This is a genomic window from Actinosynnema sp. NPDC049800, assembly GCF_040656635.1.
GTDB lineage: Bacteria > Actinomycetota > Actinomycetes > Mycobacteriales > Pseudonocardiaceae > Actinosynnema.
Genome location: NZ_JBFAMT010000062.1, coordinates 1 through 23099, shown reverse-complemented (window position 1 = coordinate 23099; position 23099 = coordinate 1). Strand labels below are relative to the sequence as shown.

Annotated in this window: 2 protein-coding genes and 1 pseudogene; 2 read left to right on the top strand and 1 reads right to left on the bottom strand. The window is 74.9% G+C overall.

Features of this window, described 5'->3' with window-relative positions:
- Positions 1–17: 17 nt before the first annotated feature.
- Together AB0I91_RS38640 and AB0I91_RS38635 are read left to right on the top strand one after the other, a co-directional pair.
- On the top strand, positions 18–16001 hold the full coding sequence (locus tag AB0I91_RS38640) for an SDR family NAD(P)-dependent oxidoreductase (RefSeq protein ID WP_499641281.1): 15984 nt from the start codon (positions 18–20) through the stop codon (positions 15999–16001).
- Between the two features lie 35 nt (positions 16002–16036).
- Positions 16037–21118, top strand: a pseudogene (locus tag AB0I91_RS38635) (type I polyketide synthase); the annotation flags it as partial.
- 360 nt (positions 21119–21478) lie between these two features.
- Here the strand turns inward: AB0I91_RS38635 and AB0I91_RS38630 are convergent.
- Positions 21479–22741: an LLM class flavin-dependent oxidoreductase gene (locus tag AB0I91_RS38630; RefSeq protein WP_498776787.1), complete on the bottom strand. Its 1263-nt coding sequence runs from the start codon at positions 22739–22741 to the stop codon at positions 21479–21481.
- Positions 22742–23099 lie beyond the last annotated feature (358 nt).

Here is a 23099-nt window from a genome sequence, read left to right as displayed (position 1 = left end):
ATGCGTGGAGAGTGCAGATGAACGAGTCCGAGTTGACCGCGTCGCTGGCGGAGCTTTCCGCACCCGAGCAGACCAGGGTCCTGGTCGAGCTCGTCCGCCGGCACGCCCTGGCGGCGTTGCGACAGGTGCGGCCGGGCGAGCCGGTGTCCGTGCAGGACGCGGTGGCGTTCCGCGACCTGGGGCTCGACTCGCTCGCGCTGGTCGACCTGCACACGCGGATCAACGCCGCCACCGGCCTCGCCCTGCCACCCACCGTGGCCTTCGACCACCCCACGCCCGCGCTGCTCGCCGAGCACCTGCGCGCGGAACTGCTCGGCCTCGCGCCCGCGACGACCCCGCCGGTCGCGACCCGCCCGACCGACGACGCGGACGACCCGATCGCGATCGTCGGCATCGGCTGCCGCTTCCCCGGCGGCGTGCACGACCCGGAAGCCCTGTGGACGTTGGTGGACGAGGGCCGCGATGTGCTCGGGCCGTTCCCCGCGGACCGCGGCTGGGCGCTCGACGACTACTTCGACGCCGACCCGGACGCGCCCCGCAAGAGCTACGTCGACCGGGGCGGCTTCCTCGACACCGCCGCGCTGTTCGACGCGGACTTCTTCGGCATCAGCCCCCGCGAGGCGGTGGCGATGGACCCGCAGCAGCGCCTGGTGCTGGAGACGGCCTGGGAGGCGTTGGAGCGCACCGGCATCGACCCGACCTCGTTGCGCGGCAGCCGCACCGGCGTGTTCGTCGGCGCGGAGGTGCACGACTACGGCGTCCACGTGCACGAGGCGCCCGAAGGCCTCGACGGCTACCTCATGACGGGCAACGCGCCCAGCGTGGTGTCCGGCCGCGTCGCCTACGTGCTCGGCCTGGAAGGGCCCGCCGTCACCGTCGACACGGCGTGCTCCGGCTCCATCGTGTCCCTGCACCTCGCGGCCAACGCGCTGCGCCGGCACGAGTGCGCGCTCGCGCTCGTCGGCGGCGTCGCGGTGATGGGCAGCCCCGGCATGTTCACCGCGTTCAGCAGGCAGCGCGGCCTGGCCCCGGACGGCCGGGTCAAGGCGTTCGCCGCCGCCGCGGACGGCACCGGCTTCGCCGAGGGCGTCGGCCTGCTCGTCGTGGAACGGCTGTCCGACGCCCGCCGCAACGGCCACCCCGTGCTGGCGCTCCTGCGCGGCTCGTCGGTCAACTCCGACGGCGCGAGCAACGGCCTCACCGCGCCCAGCGGCACGTCCCAGCAGCGGCTGATCCGGCAGGCGCTGGCCGAGGCGGGCCTGACCGCGGCGGACGTGGACGCGGTGGACGCCCACGGCACCGGCACCCGGCTCGGCGACCCGATCGAGGCGCAGGCGATCCTGGCCACCTACGGGCAGGACCGGCCCGAGGGCCGCCCGCTGTGGCTGGGCTCGGTCAAGTCCAACCTCGGGCACACCCAGGCCGCGGGCGGCGTCGCCAGCGTGATCAAGATGGTGCTGGCGATGCGCCACGGCGTGCTGCCGCGCACGCTGCACGTCGACGCGCCGTCGCCCAACGTCACGTGGTCCGCTGGCGACGTGCGGCTGCTGACCGAACCGGTGGCGTGGCCGCGCGGCGAACGCCCGCGCCGCGCCGGCGTGTCCGCGTTCGGCATCAGCGGCACCAACGCGCACGTGATCATCGAGGAGCCGCCGGCGGACGACGCCGGCGCCGTGCCGCGCGACGTCCGGCCGCGCCAGGTGACGCCGGTCGTGGTGTCCGCACGCGGTGAGCAGGCGCTGCGCGCCCAGGCGGAACGGCTGCTCGACGCCGACGCCGAGCCCGCCGACCTCGGCTTCTCGGTGGCCACCACGCGGGCCGCGCTCGCCGACCGCGCCGTGGTCGTGGCCGCGGACCGCGACGAGCTGCGCCGCGGGCTGCGCGCGATCGCGGCCGGTGAGCCCACGTCCGACGTGCTCGTCGGCTCCGCCCGCACCGGCGGCGGCCTCGCGTTCATGTTCACCGGCCAGGGCAGCCAGCGCCCGGACATGGGCGCCCAGCTCTACCGCGACTTCCCCGTCTTCGCCAAGGCGCGCGACGAGGCGATCGGCTACCTCGACCTGCAACTGGACACCTCGCTGTGGGATGTGCTGCACGCCGAGCCGGGCACGCCGACCGCCGAACTAGTCCACCGCACCGAGTACGCGCAACCGGCGCTGTTCGCCGTCGAGGTCGCGCTGTTCCGGCTGCTGGAGTCCTGGGGCCTGCGCCCCGACCACCTCATCGGCCACTCGGTCGGCGAGCTGGCCGCCGCGCACGTCGCGGGCGTGCTGTCGGTGGCCGACGCCGCCCTGCTGGTCGCCGCGCGCGGCCGGCTCATGGGCGAGCTGCCCGGCGCGGGCGCGATGGTGGCGCTGGAGGCCACCGAGGACGAAGTCCTGCCGCTGCTCACCGACGACGTCGACATCGCCGCGCTCAACGGCGCCCGGTCCACCGTCGTGTCGGGCGAGGAGACCGGTGTCGCGCTCATCGCCGCCCACTTCGCCGGCCTCGGCAGGCGCACGAAGCAGCTGCGGGTGTCGCACGCGTTCCACTCGCCGCTCATGGCGCCGATGCTGGCGGAGTTCCGCCGGCTCGCGCAGGTCGTCACCTACTCCCGGCCGCGCGTGCCGATCGTCTCCACGCTGACCGGCGCGCCCGTCACCGCCGCCACCCTGGCCTCGCCGGAGCACTGGACCGAGCACGTGCGCCGGCCCGTGCGGTTCCTCGACGGCGTGCGGCACCTGGTGGCGCAGGGCGTGACCACGTTCGTCGAGCTGGGCCCGGACGCCGTGCTGTCGGCCATGGTCCCCGACTGCGCGGACGCCGCGGACCTCGCCACCGCACCGGTGCTGCGCCGGGGCCACGACGAGGAGCGGACCCTGGTGTCGGCCGTCGCGCTCGCCCACGCCCGCGGCGGCGAGGTGGACTGGCGCGCGTTCTACGCCGACCGCGGCGCCCGGCAGGTCGAGCTGCCCACGTACCCGTTCCAGCGGCAGCGCTTCTGGCTCACCGCGCCGCGCGCCGTCGACGCCGCGCCCGGCCAGTCCGCGGTCCGGCACCCGCTGCTCGGCGCGGCCGTGGGCGTCGCCGGTTCGGATGGTGTGGTGCTGACCGGCGGTGTGTCGCTGCGCAGCCACCCGTGGCTGGCCGACCACGCGATCGGCGGCAGCGCCCTGCTCCCCGGCACCGCCTACCTCGAACTCGCCCTGCGCGCCGGGCAGGAGGTCGGCTGCACGGCCGTCGAGGAGCTGACCATGGCCGCACCGCTGGCCCTGCCCGCGACCGGCGTGGTGGCGTTGCAAGCCGTCGTCGGGGCCGCGGACGCGACCGGCAGGCGTGAGGTCGAGCTGTACTCGCGGCCCGAGGGCGCGGAGGTCGACGAGGCGTGGACCAAGCACGCGAACGGCGTCCTCGTGCCGAGCGCCGAGGACGTGCCCGCCGACCTGACCGAGTGGCCGCCCGCCGGCGCGGAACCCGTGGACGTCTCCGGGATCTACGACGAGCTGGCCGACCAGGGCTACGGCTACGGCCCGGCGTTCCAGGGCCTGCGCGCCGCGTGGCGGGTGGGGTCGGCGGTGTTCGCCGAGGTCGTGCTGCCCGAGGGCGTGGACGGCACGGCGTTCGGCCTGCACCCCGCGCTGCTCGACGCGGCCCTGCACGCCACCGACCTCGCGTGGCCCGCCTCGGCGACCGGGACGACCCGGCTGCCGTTCGGGTGGGGCGGCGTCGTGCCGCACGGCACCGGCGCGTCCGCGCTGCGCGTGCGGATCACCGCGACGGGTGACGACTCGGCCCGCCTCGACCTCGCCGACGGCGACGGCGTGCCCGTCGCGTCGATCGGTTCGTACCTGGTGCGGCCGGTGTCGGAGGAGCAGCTGCGCGCCGCTCGGACCGGCCGCCCGGCCTCACTGCACCGCGTGGCGTGGACGCCGCTCGCGGTCGTGCCGGACCCCGTGCGCGCGGACTTCGCCGTGGCGCGGGTGGAGCCGGTGGACGGTGACGTGCCGGCCGCCGTGCGGGCCGTCGCCGCGACGGTGCTCGACCGGGTGCGGGAGTGGACGGCCGGTGGTGCGGACTCGCCGCTGGTGATCGTGACGCGTGGTGCGGTGTCGGTCGACGGCGAAGCGCCCGACTTGCGGCTCGCGCCGGTGTGGGGGTTGGTGCGGTCGGCGCAGGCCGAGCACCCGGGCCGGTTCGTGCTCGCGGACCTCGACGGCTCGCCTGCCTCGGACGGCGCGCTGGCGGCGGCCGTGGCGACGGGTGAGCCGGAGTTCGCCTTGCGCGACGGCAAGGTCTCCGTGCCGAGGCTGGCGCCCGCACCCGCGACATCGCCACGAACCCTGGACACCGCCACTCCGCGCACCCAGGACATCGCCGGTTCGGTGGGGGACTCGGCCGGGTCTGCCCGGGATTCGGCTGCCGCCGCGCTGGTCACCGGCGGCACTGTCCTGGTGACCGGTGGCACGGGCGGGGTCGGGGCGCACGTCGCGCGGCACCTCGTGGCCGCACACGGCGTTCGCCACCTGCTCCTCGTCGGCAGGCGTGGTGCGGAAGCGCCTGGTGCGGCAGGTCTGAGCGAAGAGCTGACCGCGCTCGGCGCGCACGTCACCGTCGCCGCGTGCGACCTGGCCGACCGCGAAGCCACCCGAGCCCTCCTCGACGGCATCGACCCCGCCCACCCCCTCACCGCCGTCGTGCACGCGGCCGGGGTGCTGGACGACTGCCTCGTCGGCGAGCTGACCCCCGACCGGCTGGACGCCGTGCTGCGGCCCAAGGTCGACGTGGCCTGGCACCTGCACGAGCTGGCCGGCGACCTCGCCGCGTTCGTGCTGTTCTCCTCCACCGCCACGCTGTTCGACGCGCCCGGCCAGGCCGGCTATGCCGCGGCGAACGTCTTCCTCGACGCGCTCGCCACCCACCGCCGCGCGGCCGGCTCCGCCGCCACCTCCCTGGCCTGGGGCCTGTGGACCGACACCGGCATGGGCGCGGGACTGGACGACGCGGCCCTGCGGCGCATCGCGCGCTCCGGCCTCGAACCCCTCACCGCCGCCGAGAACCTGGAACTGCTCGACCTCGCGCTCGGCAGCACTGAGCCGGCCCTCGTGCCCACCCGCGTCGACACCGGGGGCCTGCGCAAGCGCCCGGACGACGTGCCGCCGATGCTGCGCGGCCTCGTGCCGACCCCGGCCCGCCGCCCCGCCGTCGCCGACACGCCGGGGTCGAAGTACGCCGCGCTGCCCGAGGCGAAGCGCCAGGACGCGCTGCTCGCCCTCGTGCGCGCCACCACCGCGGACGTGTTGGGCCACACCGGTTCCGACGCGATCGGCGCCACCCGCGCGTTCAGCGAGCTCGGGTTCGACTCGCTGTCCGCGGTCGAGCTGCGCAACCGGCTGGGCACGGCGACCGGCCTGCGCCTGACCGCCACCCTCACGTTCGACTTCCCCACCCCGGCCGCGCTCGCCGGACACCTCGCGGAGCTGGTGCGCGGCACGGTGGCGGCCCGCCCCGAGGTCGCCGCGCCCGCGTCCGAGGCGTCGGTGGACGAGCCGATCGCCATCGTCGGCATGGCCTGCCGCTACCCCGGCGGGGTGACCTCGCCGGAGGACCTGTGGCGGCTGGTGTCCGGCGGTGAGGACGCCATCTCGGTGTTCCCCGGTGACCGAGGCTGGCCGGACGACCTCTACGACCCGGAACGCGCCCGCACGGGCACCAGCGCCGCGCGCGAGGGCGGGTTCCTCTACGACGCGGCCGAGTTCGACGCGGACTTCTTCGGCATCAGCCCGCGCGAGGCGCAGGCCATGGACCCCCAGCAGCGGCTGCTGCTGGAGACCGCGTGGGAGACCGTCGAACGCGCCGGCATCGACCCGGTGTCGTTGCGGGGCAGCGACACCGGTGTGTTCGCGGGCGTGATGTACCACGACTGGGGCCTGCGCCTCGGGCCGCTGCCGGAGGAGCTCGCCGGCTACCACGGCAACGGCAGCCTGGCCAGCGTCGTGTCGGGCCGGGTCTCCTACGCCCTCGGGCTGGAAGGTCCCGCGGTCAGCATCGACACGGCGTGCTCGTCGTCGCTGGTCGCCCTGCACCTGGCCATCCAGGCGCTGCGGCGCGGCGAGTGCTCGTTGGCGCTCGCGGGCGGCGTGACCGTGATGTCCACCCCGGACACGTTCGTCGACATGACCCGCCAGGGCGGCCTTGCGCCGGACGGCCGGTGCAAGTCGTTCGCGGGCGCGGCCGACGGCACCGGCTGGAGCGAGGGCGTCGGCGTCCTGCTGGTCGAACGGCTGTCGGACGCCCGCCGCAACGGGCACCAGGTGCTGGCGGTCGTGCGCGGGTCGGCGGTGAACCAGGACGGCGCGTCCAACGGCCTCACCGCGCCGAACGGCCCCTCCCAGCAGCGGGTGATCCGCCAGGCCTTGGCCGGCGCGCAGCTGTCCACTTCGGACGTCGACGTGGTCGAGGGCCACGGCACCGGCACGACGTTGGGTGACCCGATCGAGGCGCAGGCGTTGTTGGCGACCTATGGTCAGGACCGCGCCGAGGACGCCCCGTTGTGGTTGGGGTCGATCAAGTCGAACATCGGTCACACGCAGGCGGCTGCGGGTGTCGCCGGGATCATCAAGATGGTCTTGGCGATGCGGCACGGTGTCCTGCCGTCCACGCTGCACGTCGACGAGCCGTCGCCGCACGTGGACTGGACCGCCGGTGGCGTCCGCCTGCTGACGGAGGCGCGCGAGTGGGCGGTCGAGGGCCGGCCGCGTCGGGCGGGTGTGTCGTCGTTCGGGATCAGCGGCACGAACGCGCACGTGATCATCGAGCAGGCCGTCGAGGAGCGGGTCGAGCCCGAGCCGGTCGGGGTCGAGCTGCCGGTGGTGCTGTGGGTGCTGTCGGGTCGTTCGGCCGAGGCGGTGCGTGCTCAGGCCGCGCGGTTGGCGTCGTTCGTCGACGATGTCCGGCCGGTGGACGTCGGGTTGTCCTTGGTGACGGCACGTTCGGTGTTCGAGCACCGGGCGGTGGTGGTCGGTCGGGACCGGGACGAGTTGGTGCGTGGTCTGGCGGATGTCGTGCCGGTGGTGGCGCGTTCCGGTGGTGGGACGGCGTTCTTGTTCACGGGGCAGGGTTCGCAGCGGCTCGGGATGGGTCGTGAGTTGTCGTTGGCGTTCCCGGTGTTCGCGGGTGCGTTCAGTGAGGTGTTGGCCGGGTTCGATCCGGTGTTGCGGGAGGTGGTGTGGGGTGAGGACGCGGAGCGTCTGAACCGCACGGAGTTCACGCAGCCTGCGTTGTTCGCGTTTGAGGTTGCGCTTTACCGGTTGTTGGAGTCGTGGGGTGTTCGGCCGGACTTCTTGGCCGGTCATTCGATCGGTGAGATCGCGACGGCTCACGTCGCGGGCGTGCTGTCGTTGCCTGATGCGTGTCGGTTGGTGTCGGCGCGGGCGAGTCTGATGCAGGCGTTGCCCGAGGGCGGCGCGATGGTGGCGATCAAGGCCGCCGAAGCCGAGGTGCTGCCGCTGCTGACCGAGGGTGTGAGCCTCGCGGCGGTGAACGGGCCGGACTCCGTTGTCGTATCGGGTGTTGAGGTCGAGGTGTTGGCGGTCGCGGCCCGGTTCGAACGGTCGAAGCGGCTGGCGGTGTCGCACGCGTTCCACTCGGTCCTCATGGACCCGATGTTGGACGACTTCCGGGCCGCAATAAGGGGGTTGAGCTTCCGAGAGCCGGAGATCCCCATCGCGACGGCCGGTGACGTCACGGACCCGGAGTACTGGGTGCGGCACGTCCGCGAAGCGGTGCGCTTCCACGACGCCGTGACGCGGTTGCACGACGCGGGCGTCAGCAGGTTCGTCGAGGTCGGCCCGGACGGTGTGCTCAGCGCGCTGGTGGACGACGGCATCGCCTTGCAGCGCAAGGGACGTGACGAGGCGGTCACGGCGGTCACGGGCCTCGGCCGGTTGCACGCCGCCGGCGGCACGGTCGACTGGGCCGTGTTCTTCGCGGGCGCCAACGCCCGCAAGGTGGACCTGCCGACCTACGCGTTCCAGCGCGAGCGGTACTGGCTGGACGTCCAGCCAGGGCACGGCGACGTCGCCACCGCCGGCCTGGACCGGGTGGACCACCCGATGCTGAGCGCCGCCGTCGTCGAGCCGGACTCCGGCGGGGTCGTCCTCACCGGCCGGCTCTCGACCGGTGTGCAGCGGTGGGTCGCCGATCACGACGTGCTCGGCACAATCCTGTTGCCGGGCACCGGTTTCGTGGAGCTGGCGCTGTGCGCCGGGCAGCACGTCGGCAGCGGGCACGTGGACGAGCTGACCCTCGAAGTGCCGCTCGCGCTGCACGTCGGCGTCACCCTGCGCGTGGTCGTGGGTCCGGCCGAGGACGACGGCACGCGTGCGGTGCGGGTGCACTCGCGCGCTGAAGGAGACGACGTGCCGTGGGTGCGGCACGCGACCGGCGTGCTCGGCCCGGTGGCCGACCCGCCGACGGCCGAGCTGGTCGAGTGGCCGCCGCCGGGCGCCGCCGAGGTGCCGGTGGACGACGCCTACCGGTGGCTGGTCGACCGCGGTTACGCCTACGGCCCGGCGTTCCAGGGCCTGCGGCGCGCGTGGCGGCGCGATGACGACGTGTTCGCCGAGGTTTCGCTGCCCGAGGAGGCCAGGCGCGACGCCGGCCGGTTCGGGCTGCACCCGGCGCTGCTCGACGCCGCGATGCACGCCGACCTGCTGGACGCGGAGGGCGGCGCGGCGGGCGCGACCCTGCTGCCGTTCTCGTGGAACGGCGTGTCGCTGCACGCCTCGGGCGCGACCGACCTGCGGGTGCGGCTGCGGCGGCTGCGTGGCGAGGAGGTCACCGGGATCACCGTCGCGGACGGCTCCGGCAACCCCGTCCTGTCGGTGCGCTCGCTGGTCAGCCGCCCCGTCACGGCCGGCGAGCTCGGCCGGGCCGCGGCGTCGTCCGGTTCGCTGTGGCGGGTCGACTGGAGCCGGGTCGGCGTGCGGACGGGCGTTCCGACGCCGGCGCACGACGTCCTCGTGGTCACGCCCAAGGACGGCGAGGTGCCTGAGGCGACCCGGGCGGTCGTCGTCGAGGTCCTCGACGGGCTGCGGACGTGGCTGGCCGACGACCGCAACACCTCCTCGACGCTCGTCGTCCGCACCACGCGGGCCGTCGCGACCTCGGATGACGACGCCGTCGACGTGACGCAGGCCCCGGTCTGGGGTCTGGTGCGCGCCGCCCAGGCCGAACACCCCGGCCGGGTCGTGCTCGTGGACGACGACGGCACGGCGTCGGCCGAGCTGGTGGCGTCCGTGGTGGCGCTGGGCGAGCCGGAGATCGCCTTGCGGGCGGGTGAAGCTCTGGTGCCGAGGCTCGTCGCCGCGGCGCCCGCGACCGCCGACCTCTCCGCCGCCTGGCAGGGCTCGGTGCTCGTCACCGGCGGCCTCACCGGGCTGGGCGCGATCCTCGCCCGGCACCTCGTCACCGAGCACGGCGCGCGGCGGCTCGTGCTCACCGGCCGTCGCGGTGCCGAGACGCCGGGCGTCGACGGGCTGAGGGCCGAGCTGACCGGGCTCGGCGCGGACGTGCGGGTCGAGGCGTGCGACGTCACCGACCGCGCCGCCGTCGCCGCGCTGCTCGACCGGATCACCGCGGATCACCCGCTGACCGCCGTCGTGCACGCGGCGGGCGTGGCCGACAACGCGCTGGTCGGCGACCTGACCGCGGCGCGGACGGACGCCGTGCTGCGGCCCAAGGTGGACGGCGCGTGGCACCTGCACGAGCTGACCCGCGACCTGAAGGCGTTCGTGCTGCTCTCCTCGGCGGGCGGCACCGTGCTGGCCGCCGGGCAGGGCAACTACGCCGCCGCCAACGTGTTCCTGGACGCCCTGGCGGCCCACCGCGCCGCGGCCGGCCTGCCCGCCGCCTCCCTCGGGTTCGGCATGTGGGCGGTCGACACCGGTCTGGGCGGTCCGCTCGCGGACGCCGACCTCGACCGGATGGCCCGGCTCGGCACGCCCGCGATGGCCGTCGAGGACGCCCTCGCGCTGTTCGACAGCGCCCTCGCGACCGGTGACCCGGTGGTGACGCCGATGCCGGTCGACCGGGCGGCGTTGCGCGCGAGGTCCGACGAGCTGCCCGCGTTGCTGCGCGGCCTGGCCGGTCGGCCGGTGCGCGCGGCCAAGGCGTCCGACGACCGGTTCGCCGGGCTGTCCGGCGCGGAGCGGCTGCGGGCCGTGCTCGACGTCGTGCGGTCCTGCGCGGCGGCCGTGCTGGGCCACGCGAGCCCCGACGCGATCGACGCCGACCGGCCGTTCCGGGACCTCGGCGTGGACTCGCTCGCGGCCGTCGAGCTGCGCAACGCGCTCACCGCGGCGACCGGCGTGCGGCTGCCCGCGACGCTGGTGTTCGACCACCCGACGGCCCGTGCCGTCGCGGCGCTGATCGACGGCTCCCTCACGACCACCACCGCCGTCGCGCCGCCGCCGGTCACCACGTCCGCCGTCGCGGACGACCCCGTCGTGATCGTCGGCATCAGCTGCCGCTTCCCCGGCGGCGTGCGCGACGCCGAGGACCTGTGGCGGCTGGTGGCCGAGGGCCGGGACGCGGTCGGCGGCTTCCCCACCGACCGCGGCTGGGACGTGGACGGCATCTTCGACCCGGAACCGGGCCGACCGGGCCGCACGTACGTCCGCGAGGGCGGTTTCCTGCACGACGCGGCGGAGTTCGACCCCGAGTTCTTCGGGATCATGCCGCGCGAGGCGCTGGCCATGGACCCGCAGCAGCGGCTGCTGTTGCAGGGCTCGTGGGAGGCGTTGGAGGACGCCGGGATCGACCCGACCACGCTGCGCGGCAGCCGGACCGGCGTGTACGTCGGCGTCATGTACGGCGACTACGGCAGCCGTCCCGGCGAGGTGCCCGAGGACCTGGCCGGGTACCTCGGCAACGGCAGCGCGGGCAGCATCGCGTCCGGCCGCGTCTCCTACACCCTCGGGCTGGAAGGGCCCGCTGTCACCGTCGACACGGCGTGCTCCTCGTCGTTGGTCGCGCTGCACATGGCGGTCCAGGCGCTGCGCCAGGGCGAGATCGGGATGGCCATCGCGGGCGGCGTCACGGTGATGCCGACCCCGGACATCTTCGTGGACTTCAGCCGCCAGCGCGGGCTGTCGGCCGACGGCCGGTGCAAGGCGTTCGCCGGCGCGGCCGACGGCACCGGCTGGGCCGAGGGCATGGGCCTGCTCGTGGTGGAGCGGCTGTCCGACGCCCGCCGCAACGGCCACCGGGTGCTCGCGGTCGTGCGCGGGTCGGCGATCAACCAGGACGGCGCGTCCAACGGGTTGACCGCGCCCAACGGCCCCTCGCAGCAACGGGTGATCCGGCAGGCGCTGGCGAGCGCCGGTCTGTCCACTTCGGACGTCGACGCGGTCGAGGGCCACGGCACCGGCACCCGGCTCGGCGACCCGATCGAGGCGCAGGCCCTGCTCGCCACCTACGGCCAGGACCGCGCGCCGGACCGGCCGCTGTGGCTCGGCTCGGTCAAGTCGAACATCGGCCACGCGCAGGCGGCGGCCGGTGTCAGCGGCGTGATCAAGATGGTGATGGCGCTGAGGCGGGGCGTGCTGCCCCGGACCCTGCACGTGGACGAGCCGTCGCCGCAGGTCGACTGGACCGAGGGCGACGTGCGGCTGCTGACCGAGCCGGTGGAGTGGGTCGACGCGGGACGTCCGCGCCGCGCCGCCGTGTCGTCCTTCGGGCTCAGCGGCACCAACGCGCACGTGATCCTCGAACAGGCGCCGGACGAGCCGGTGGCCGAGGAGGCCTCCGGCCGGCAGGAACCCGACGCCGGCCTCGTGCCGTTGGTGCTCTCGGCCGCGGCCGAGAACCGGTTGCCCGAGCAGGCGGCCAGGTTGAGGGCGCGCTTGGCGGCCGACCCCGACGCCAGCCTGCTCGACCTCGGCTACTCCCTGGCCACCGGGCGGGCGGCGTTGAAGCACCGCGCGGTCGTGCTCGGCGCGAACCGGGACGACGTGCTGCGCGACCTCGCCGACCTGTCCGCCGGCGCGGTCGCCACCGGCGCGGTCGTCACCGGGGCGGTCGTCACCGGGGCAGCCGCGAGCGACGGCCTCACCGCGTTCCTGTTCTCCGGGCAGGGCGCCCAACGCGCCGGCATGGGCCGCGAGCTGTACGAGGCGCACCCGGTGTTCGCCTACGCGCTGGACGAGGTGTGCGCGCACCTCGACCCGCTGCTCGGCCTCTCGCTGCGCGACCTGATGTTCGACGAGAGCAGCACCGACCTCGACCGCACGCTCTACACCCAGACCGGCCTGTTCGCGTTCGAGGTCGCCCTGTTCCGGCTGGTCGAGTCGCTGGGCGTCACGCCGGACGTGCTGCTCGGCCACTCCATCGGCGAACTGGTCGCCGCGCACGTCTCGGGCGTGCTGTCGTTGGCCGACGCCTGCGCGCTGGTCGCCGCCCGCGGCCGGCTCATGCAGGCGCTACCCGCCGGTGGTGCGATGGCCGCGGTGCGCGCGACCGAGGACCAGGTCGTGCCGCTGCTCACCGCGGGCGTCGGCATCGCCGCCCTGAACGGCCCCGAGTCCGTGGTGATCTCGGGCGTCGCCGACGAGGTCCGGGCCGTCGCCGCCCACTTCCGCGGCACGGAGCTGCGCGTGTCCCACGCCTTCCACTCGCCGCTGATGGAACCGGTGCTGGCGCGGTTCCGGGAGGTCGCCGCCGGTCTCGACTACGGCACGCCGCGGCTGCGCGTGGTGTCCAACCTGACCGGCGGGTTCGCCACCGCCGCCGACCTGGCCTCGCCCGACTACTGGGTGCGGCACATCCGCGAGGCCGTGCGGTTCGCCGACGGGGTGCGCACGCTCGCCGACGCCGGCGTCACCCGGTTCCTGGAGCTGGGTCCGGCCGGCGTGCTCACCGCGCTGGCCGACGCCTGCCTGGACGACGCGCCCGCCGTGCTGGCGCCCGCCGTCCGCAAGGACCGGCCCGAACCCGAGGCCCTGCTCACCGCGCTGGCCGGGCTCCACGTCACGGCGGGCGGCCCCGACTGGTCGGCCTACTTCGCCGGGCGCGGCGCGCGGCGCACCGACCTGCCCACGTACGCGTTCGAGCGACGGAGGTTCTGGCTCGACATGGCACCCGCGAACACCGGCGTCACCGGCGCCGGCCAGGTGGACGCCGACCACCCGCTGCTCACCGCGGTCGTGGTGGCGCCCGAGTCCGGTGGCGTCACGCTCACCGGGCGGCTGGCGCTGGACACCCACGCCTGGCTCGCCGACCACGACGTCCTCGGCACCGTGCTGCTGCCCGGCACCGGGTACGTGGAACTGGCCGTGCGCGCGGGCGAGGAGGTCGGCTGCCCGGTGGTCGAGGAGCTGACCATCGAGGCGCTGATGCCGCTGCCGCCGACCGGCGGCACCGCCGTGCAGGTGGTGGTGGAGCAGGCGGACGCGGGCGGGCGCCGGTCGTTCGCGGTGTACTCGCGGGTCGAGGACGCGCCGCCGCACGTGCGCTGGACCCGTCACGCCTCCGGGGTGCTGGCCGGACTCACGCAGGAGCACCCGACCCCCGAGGAGTTCGACGTCGGCCACCGCGAGTGGCCGCCCGCCGGCGCCGAGGTCGTCGACATCTCCGACGTCTACGACTACCTCACCAGCCAGGGCTACCACTACGGGCCGATGTTCCGCGGGCTCAAGCGGGTCTGGCGGCGCGACCGGGAGATCTTCGCCGAGGTCGCGCTCCCCGAGGACGCGCGCACCGAGGCCGCCCGGTTCCGGCTGCACCCCTCGCTGCTCGACGCCGCGCTGAGCGCCACCGACTTCCTGGGCGGGCGCAAGCCGCAGGACGTCGGCGCGTCGCAGCTGCCGTTCGCGTGGACCGGCGTCACCGTGCACACCGGGGGCATCGCGCACCTGCGGGTGCGGATCAACTGGGTCGACTCCGACGCGGGCGTCGGCTCCGACGCCGTGCGCCTGGAACTCGCCGACACCACCGGCAACCCGGTGGCGACCGTGCGGTCCCTGGTGGTCCGCGCGGTGACGCCGGACCGCGTCGCCGCTGCCGCCGCCGCCTCCACCGGCACCCGGCCGCGCGAGTCGATGTTCCGGCTCGGCTGGGTCTCGCTGCCGCTCGGCGCGGCGGGTGACGCGCCGGCCGGTCGGTGGGCGGTGCTCGGTGACGTGGACCTGCCGGGCGTGCCCGCGTTCGACGACCTGGACGCGCTCGCCGCGACCGGGCCGGAGGTCGTGTGGTTCGGGTGCCCGTCGGGTGACGGCGACGTGCCCGGCTCCACGCGGCGCGTGCTGTCCGACGTGGTGGACCTGCTCAAGCGCTGGCTCGCCGACGGGCGGTTCGACCGGTCGCGGCTGGTGGTGGTGACGCGCGGCGGGGTCGACACCGACGACGTGGACCCGGCGCAGGCCGCCGTGCACGGTCTGGTGCGCGCGGCGCAGCAGGAGCACCCCGGCCGGTTCGTGCTGGTCGACGTGCTCGACGGGCGGATCACGCCGGCGCTGGTCGCGCTGGACGAGCCGGAGCTGTCCGTGCGGGGCAGCGACGTGCGCGTGCCGCGGCTCGCCGAGGTGTCCACGTCCGACCCGGAGCGGTCGGCGCCGTGGGACGCCGACGGCACCGTGCTGGTGACCGGCGGCACGAGCGGCCTCGGCGCGCTGGTGGCCCGCCACCTGGTGTCCGTGCACGGTGTCCGGCACCTGCTGCTCACCAGCCGCAGCGGCGCGACCGCGCCCGCCGCGGCGGCGCTGGTCGCCGAACTGGCGGAGCTGGGCGCCCGGGTCGAGGTGGCCGCGTGCGACGTGGCCGACCGCGCGGCGCTGGCCGACCTGCTGGCCGCCGTGCCCGCCGAGCACCCGTTGCGCGGTGTCGTGCACGCGGCGGGCGTCATGGACAACGCGTTGGTCGGCTCGCTGGACGCGGACCGGCTGGACCGGGTGCTGCGACCCAAGGTCGACGGCGGCTGGCACCTGCACGAGCTGACCCGTGACGCCGACCTGACCGCGTTCGTGCTGTTCTCGTCGGTGTCCGGGCTGGTGCTGGGCACGGGTCAGGCGAACTACGCCGCGGCGAACCGGTTCGTGGACGCGCTCGCGCAGCGCCGGCGCGCCGAAGGGCTGCCGGCCACCGCGCTCGCGTTCGGCCTGTGGACCACGGTGACCGGCCTGGGCGGCGGCGCCGTGGACGCGGGCGCGGAGGAGCAGCGGCTGGCGGCGCTCGGCCTGCCGCCGATGTCGTCGGCCGAGGGGCTCGTGCTGTTCGACGAGGCCGTGGCGCTGGACCAGCCGGTGCTCGTGCCCCTGCGCGTCGACGCGGCGGCGCTGGCCGCGTCGTCCGCCCCGGTCCCGGCGATGCTGCGCGAGGTCGCCAGGCGCACGACCCCGACCCGGGTCGCGGCGGCGGACCGCAGGGCCGCGCCGGCCGCCAAGCCCGCCCCCGTGTCGCTGGAACAGCGGTTGGCCGGCCTGCCCGACGACGAACGCGAGCGCGTGCTGCTCGACCTCGTCCGCACGCACGTCGCGGCCGTCCGGCACGACGAGCCGGAGGCGATCGACGTCGACCGGGGCTTCACCGAGATGGGCCTGGACTCCCTGGCCGCCATCGAACTGCGCAACCGGCTCCAGACCGCGACCGGCATGCGGTTGCCCGCCACGCTCATGTTCGACTACCCGAACCCGAGCGCGCTGGCCGGTTACCTGTTCGAAGAGGTGTCGGACCTGATCCCGGCCGTGACGCCCGCGCCGACGGCCGCGCCCGTCCCGGCGGCGCCCGCACCGGCGGCGCCCGACGACGAGGCGGTCCGCCGTGCCCTCACGTCGGTCCCGGTCGACGCGCTGCGCGCCGCGGGTCTGCTCGACGTGATCCTCGCGCTGGCCGGGACGCCGGACGCGCCACCCGCTGCGGACGGCCTAGCCGCGTCGGACGGGCCGACCGACCAGAGCGATTTGATCAAGAACCTGGACGTGGACGACCTGGTGCGCGCCGCGCTCGCCGCGAGCGACGACGACTGAGAGTGAGGCTGTCCTCAGTGGACACATCGGTTGAGCGGATCGTCGAGGCGCTGCGCAAGTCCATGCTGGACAACGAGCGCCTGCGACAGCAGAACGCGCGGCTCACGGCGGCGGCCACCGAGCCGATCGCCGTGGTCGGCATGGCGTGCCGCTACCCGGGCGGCGTGACGTCCCCGGACGAGCTGTGGCGCCTGGTCGACGAGGGCCGGGACGGGGTGACCGGGTTCCCCACCGACCGCGGGTGGGACCTGGACGGCCTGTACGACCCGGAGCCGGGCGCACCGGGCCGCAGCATCGCGCGGGAGGGCGGTTTCCTGCACGACGCCGCCGACTTCGACGCGGACTTCTTCGGCATCAGCCCGCGCGAGGCGATCGGCATGGACCCGCAGCAGCGGCTGCTGCTGGAGACGTCGTGGGAGGCGATCGAGAGCGCGGGCATCGACCCGCGCTCCCTGCGGGGCAGCCGCACGGGCGTGTTCGCCGGCGTGATGTACCACGACTACGGCTTCGGCACGAGCGACGGCAGCCTGGTCACCGGGCGGGTCGCGTTCTCGCTCGGGCTCGAGGGCCCCGCCGTCACGGTCGACACCGCCTGCTCCTCGTCCCTGGTGGCGCTGCACTCGGCGGTGCAGGCGCTGCGGTCGGGGGAGTGCGGGCTCGCGCTCGCCGGCGGGGTCACGGTGATGGCGACCCCGGACATGTTCGTCTACTTCAACGTCCAGCGCGGCCTGGCCCGCGACGGTCGGTGCAAGTCGTTCTCCTCCGCCGCCGACGGCACCGGCTGCTCGGAGGGCGTCGGCGTGCTGCTGCTGGAGCGGCTGTCCGACGCGCGGCGCAACGGCCACCCGGTGCTCGCGGTGGTGCGCGGCAGTGCGGTCAACTCCGACGGCGCGTCCAGCGGGCTGACCACGCCGAACGGCCCGGCGCAGCAGCGGGTGATCAAGCAGGCGGTCGCGGCGGCCGGCCTTGCCCTGGCCGACGTGGACGTGGTCGAGGCGCACGGCACCGGGACCGTGCTGGGCGACCCGATCGAGGCGCAGGCGCTGCTGGCCACCTACGGCCGGGACCGGCCCGCCGACCGCGCGCCCCTGTGGCTCGGCTCGATCAAGTCGAACCTGGGGCACACCCAGGCCGCCGCGGGCGTCGGCGGCGTGATCAAGGTGGTCCAGGCGATGCGGCACGGCGTCCTGCCGCGCACGCTGCACGTCGACGAGCCGACGCCGCACGTGGACTGGTCCGCGGGCGCCGTCGAGCTGCTGACCGAGGCGCGGCCGTGGCCCGAGCACGGTGGCACGCGCCGGGCCGGCGTGTCGTCGTTCGGCATGAGCGGCACCAACGCGCACGTGATCCTGGAGCAGGCGCCCGCCGAGGACGTCGCCGACGTCGCCGTGGAGCCGCCGCGCGCGGTGTGGCCGCTGGTCGTGTCCGCGAAGACGCCGGAAGCGCTGCGCGGGCAGGCCGCCGCCCTGCTGTCCCGGATCGACGCCCGGCCGTCCGCCCGCGTGGTCGACCTGGCGTTCTCCCAGGCGACGACGCGCACGTCGTTCGACCACCGCGCGGTGGTGCTCGCCGCGGACCTCGACGAGGCCCGCACGGCGCTGGCCGCGGTCGTGGCCGGGCAACCCCACCCGGACGCCGTCGTGGACAGCGGCCGCCACCGCGCCCCGGCGGTGCTGTTCACCGGCCAGGGCGCGCAGCGGCTCGGCATGGGCCGTGACCTGCACGCGGCGTTCCCGGCGTTCGCCGCCGCGTTCGACGCGGTGCTCGCCGCGCTCGACCCGCACCTGGACCGACCCCTGCGCGAGGTGGTGTGGGGCGAGGACGCCGCGCTGCTGGACCGCACGGACTTCGCGCAGCCCGCGCTGTTCGCGTTCGAGGTCGCGCTGTACCGGCTGGTCGAGTCGTGGGGCGTGCGGCCGAGCGCGGTCGCCGGCCACTCGATCGGCGAGCTGGCCGCCGCGCACGTCGCCGGTGTGCTGTCCCTTGAGGACGCATCCACTCTGGTCTCCGCACGCGGCCGGCTCATGCGGGAACTGCCCGAGGGCGGCGCGATGGTCGCGGTGCGGGCGAGCGAGCACGACGTGCGCCCGCTGCTGACCGACGAGGTGGACATCGCCGCGGTCAACGGTCCCGACGCGGTGGTGCTCTCCGGCGTCGAGGCCGCCGTGCTGGAGCTGGCCTCCCGGTTCCCCCGGGCCAAGCGCCTGCGGGTCTCGCACGCGTTCCACTCGCCGTTGATGGCGCCGGTGCTCGCCCGGTTCCGGGAGGTCGCGGCCGGCCTGACCTACCACCCGCCGACGTTGCCGGTGGTGTCCATGACGACCGGTGAGAAAGCGGGCGCGGACGTGCTGTGCTCGCCGGAGCACTGGGTCCGGCACGTGCGCGACGCCGTGCGCTTCGACGACGCGGTGCGCGCGATGGCCGCCGACGGCGTGCGGACGTTCGTGGAGCTCGGCCCGGACACGGTCCTGTCCGCGCTGGGGGAGGAGTCCCTGGCGGACCCCGAGGTGGTGTTCCGGGCCGCCGCGCGCCGGGGCCACGACGGGCCGCGCGGTGTGCTCGCCGCGTTGGCCGCCGCCGTTGCCCGCGGCGCCGCCCCCGACTGGGCCGCGTTCTTCGCCGACAGCGGCGCCCGCCGCGTCCCGCTGCCCACCTACGCCTTCCAGCGCCGCCGCTTCTGGTCGCAGGCCGAGGTCGGGCAGGACTCCGACGCGCGGGTGCACGGGCAGCTCAGCGCCGGGCACCCGTTGCTGTCGGCCGTCGTGCCCTTGGCCGACGACGGCGTCGTGCTGACCGGTCGCCTCGACCCGCGCGGCCACCAGTGGCTCGCCGACCACGCCATCAACGGCCGCGTGCTGCTGCCCGGCACGGCGTTCGTGGAGCTGGCGCTGAGCGCGGGCGGCCACGTCGGGTGCGACGCGCTGGAGGAACTGGTCCTGACCGCGCCGCTCGTGCTCACCGGCACGTTCGCGCTCCAGGTGGTCGTGGACCCGCCGCACGAGGACGGCCACCGCCGCGTCCGCGTGTACTCGCGTCCCGCCGGTGACGCCGACGCGTCGTGGACCTCGCACGCGGACGGCGTGCTCACCGCCTCCGACGCCCGGTCCGCCTGGGAACCGCCCGCCGAGTGGCCGCCCGCCGGCGCCACCCCGGTCGAGGTGGCCGACGCGTACGAGCGGATGGCCGAGCGCGGGTACGACTACGGCCCGGCGTTCCAGGGCCTGCGGGCCGCGTGGCGACTCGGCGACGAGGTGTTCGCCGACGTGGCGTTGCCGGAGCAGGTGCAGCGCGGCGCCGGGTTCGTGGTGCACCCCGCCCTGCTCGACGCGGCCCTGCACGCCGACGTGCTGCGCGACACCGGCGACACGCTCCTGCCGTTCACGTGGACCGGCGTGACGCCGCACGTCCACGGGGCCACCGAGCTGCGCGTTCGGTTGCGGAGGCAGGCCGACGACCTGGTGGCGGTCGACGCGGCCGACGCGGCGGGCCGGCCGGTGCTGTCGGTGGCCGCCCTGCTGTCCCGGCCGGCGGCGCGGGAGTTCGGCGGCTCGCTGTTCGGCGTCGAGTGGCGGAACACGTCCCCTGGCGAGGTCGGCGAGCCCTTTGCGGTGCACGAGTGCGTGGTGCCGGACGCGGTGGCCGTGCCCGACGCCGTGCGCGCGGCCGTGGGCGACGTGCTCGCCGCCATCCGGTCCTGGGTCGCGGACGACCGTCCGGGCAGGCTGGTGGTGGTGACCCGCGGTGCGGTCGCGACGGCCGAGGGCGCGTCGGTGGACGTGCGCCAGGCTCCGGTGTGGGGCGTGGTGCGCGCCGCGCAGGCCGAGCACCCCGGCCGGTTCACGGTGGTGGACGTCGACCGTGCCGACGCGCCGCTCGCGGCGGCCGTGGCGACCGGTGAGCCGGAGATCGCCTTGCGGGGCGACGACGTCCTGGTGCCCCGCCTCGTCCAGACGACCGGTTCGGCCGTGCGGTGGCCCGTGGACGGCACCGTGCTGATCACCGGTGGCACCGGTGGCCTGGGCGCGCTCGTCGCCCGGTACTTGGTGGCCGAGCACGGCGTGCGGCGGCTGTTGCTGACCAGCAGGCGGGGTGCGGCGGCGCCGGGTGCGGAGGCGTTGCGGGCCGACCTCGTCCGGCTGGGCGCCGAGGTGTCGATCGAGGCGTGCGACGTGTCGGACCGGGCCGCGTTGGCGGCGTTGCTGGCCGACCACCCGCCTGCCGCCGTCGTGCACGCCGCGGGTGTTGCCGAGAACGCTTTGGTGGGTGCGATCACGGACGAGCAGGTGGACCGCACGTTGCGGGCCAAGGCCGACGCGGCGTGGCACCTGCACGAGCTGGCGGGTGACGTGGCGGCGTTCGTGCTGTTCTCGTCCGCCGGTGGTCTCGTGCTGGCGTCCGGACAGGCGGGGTACGCGGCGTCCAACGTGTTCCTGGACGCCCTCGCCGAGCACCGCCGGGCGGCCGGGTTGCCCGCCACGTCCGTCGCTTTCGGACTGTGGGCCGTGGACACCGGGCTGAGCGGTGACCTGGCCGAGGCGGACCTGGAGCGGATGCGACGGCAAGGCCTGCCGCCGTTGCCGGTGGAGGAAGGGCTCGCGCTGCTGGACGCGTCGGTGGGCGCGGACCGGGCGAGATCCGTGGCGTTGGCGGTGGACGTCTCGGCGTTGCGCCGCCGCACCGACGAGGTGCCCGCGGTGCTGCGCGACCTGGCACGTCGTCCGGCCCGCCGCGAGCCGGTCGCGGTCGGTGGTGCGGCGCTGGTCGCGAAACTGGCCGGGCTGACCGACGTCGAGCGGGAACGGGTGCTGCTCGACCTCGTTCGCACCCACGCGGCCGCCGTGCTGGGGCACGAGCGGACCGCCGCGGTCGCCGCCGCGAGCGGCTTCCTCGACCTCGGTTTCGACTCGCTCACCGCGTTGGAGCTGCGCAACCGGCTGGCCGAGGCCACCGGCCACCGCCTGCCGCCGACCCTGATCTTCGACCAGCCGACGCCGATCGCCTTGGCCAGGCACCTGCGTGACGAACTGGCCCCGCCAGTGGAGGAGGCTCCCGCGAGCCTCGACGACGCCACGGCCGATGAGCTGTTCGACATCCTGGACCGGGAACTCAGCGGTTGACCGGCGGTTCGGTGGGTTCGGGCGGCTCGGTGGGTGAGGGCGGCTCGGGTCAGGCTCGATTTGACGGAGCGGCCCGGGTTCGGTCCGGCTCGATTTGACATGGGGCCCTTACGGGCACTCCAGGCAGGCCAAAGCCGGCAGGCCCGGCGGGGAAAAGCGTCCCGCCAGGCCTGCCGGCTTCGACCAGCCTAAAGCACCCGAACCCATGTCAAATCGGGCCTCTGCGGTGCGCTGCGGGTCCGTTGTGGATTGGGAAGTGGCCAGTGGGCGGTGGTTCGTGGCCCGGGCGGTGGTTCGTGGCCCGGGCGGTGGTTCGTGGCCCGGGCGGTGGTTTGTGGCCCGTGGTTTGTGGCGGTGGGGTCAGCGTCGGGGAGCGAGCTCGGGGCGTTCGGCCTTCGTCACGTAGTCGGACACGTCGACTGACCGTTGCGGCTTGCGTGCCAGTGCCTCCTTGATCGGCACTTCGAGTCGGCGCTGCTTCGCCGCGTCGCGCTCTTCGCGACGTGCCGCGAACTCGGGCATGACCTCGGCGGCGAACAGCTCCAAGGCCTCGCACACGTGCTCGTGCTTGTTGGCCCCGATCTGCGCCTGGAAGATGATTTGGTCGACGCCCGCGTCCTCGTAGGCTCGGATGACGTCGGCCAGTTGCTCGGGCGTGCCGATGCCGCGGCGCAGGGCGGCGCGTTCGGCGCGGGTCTTCGGGTCCATCGAGGCGAGCGCGGCGTCGCCCAGGTCGCGCACGAACCCCAACTGGTGGCGCATCCGCTCGAAGTCCGCCGTCACGTCGGTGACACCGGGGCGGTGCTTGCCGTTCACGTAGTAGTGCATGAACGAGTAGGCGAAGAAGTAGGCGCCGTCCAGACCGCGGTCGAGGGCCACCTCTTCGTCCTGATGGCACATGAACGGCAGCACCAGCGCGAAGTTCGGGTTCACCGAGAAGCCCATCGGCAGGCACTCGTCGGAGGCCAGCGTCTCGTAGTAGGCGTCGACCCGTTCCTTGGCCTGCTCGGGGGAGATGAAGGCGAACGACAACGCGCCCATGCCGTTGCGGGCCGCGGTCTCCACGGTCTGCGGGCTGCTGCACGCCACCCACATCGGGGGGTGCGGCTTCTGCTTGGGCTTGGGCAGGACGTTGCGCGGCGGCAGGTCGAGGAACCGGCCGTTGTGCCCGGTGAACGGCGTCTCGGTGAGCAGGCGGGTGATGACCTCGACGGCTTCCTCCCACTGCTCGCGCTTGGTCTCGCGGTTGACGCCGAACGCTTCCAGCTCCAGCTGCGTGCTGCCCTGCCCGGTGCCGAAGTCGACCCGGCCGCCGGAGATGAGGTCCAACGTGGCCAGGCGTTCGGCCACCCGGACGGGGTGGTTGACGCCGGGCGGGAGCGACACGATGCCGTGCGCGAGCCGGATCCGTTCGGTGCGCGCGGCGGCGGCGGCCAGGAACACCTCGGGAGCGGACGAGTGGGAGTACTCGTCCATGAAGTGGTGCTCGGTTTCCCAGGCGTAGTCGAAACCGAGCCGGTCGGCCAGCACGATTTGGTCCAGCGACTCGTTGAGCATCCGCTCTTCGCTGTCCTCGGCCCAAGGCCGGGGAAGCTGGTGGTGATACAGGAGCCCAAATCGCATGACCATCCCCATTTCGTTCGGGAAGAAACCTGTCGTCCGCTCGCTTCGCCCCGAAGTATTCGGCCGCCCGAGGGCCACAGCAACCATTACCGCCCCGGTCTCTAGGACATTCGAACAGTTAGGGGTGACTAGGGGAGCCTCCACCGGTCCACCACACCCCACCAGCTCACAACGGGCCCGCAGCATCTCCACCGGTCCACCACACCCACCCGCCCACAACGGCCCCGCAGCGCGTCCACCGAGTCCACTTGCCCCTACCGCCGCACAACGGACCCGGAACCGCCCCACCGAGGCCCGATTTGACATGGGTTCGGGTGCCATAGGCTGGTCGAAGCCGGGCAGGCTTGGCGGACGCTTT

Bases quoted from the DNA above. Each gene is read 5' to 3' on its own strand.
- AB0I91_RS38640 (WP_499641281.1), top strand. From the start codon at position 18: ATGAACGAGTCCGAGTTGACCGCGTCGCTGGCGGAGCTTTCCGCACCC.
- AB0I91_RS38630 (WP_498776787.1), bottom strand. From the start codon at position 22,741: ATGCGATTTGGGCTCCTGTATCACCACCAGCTTCCCCGGCCTTGGGCC.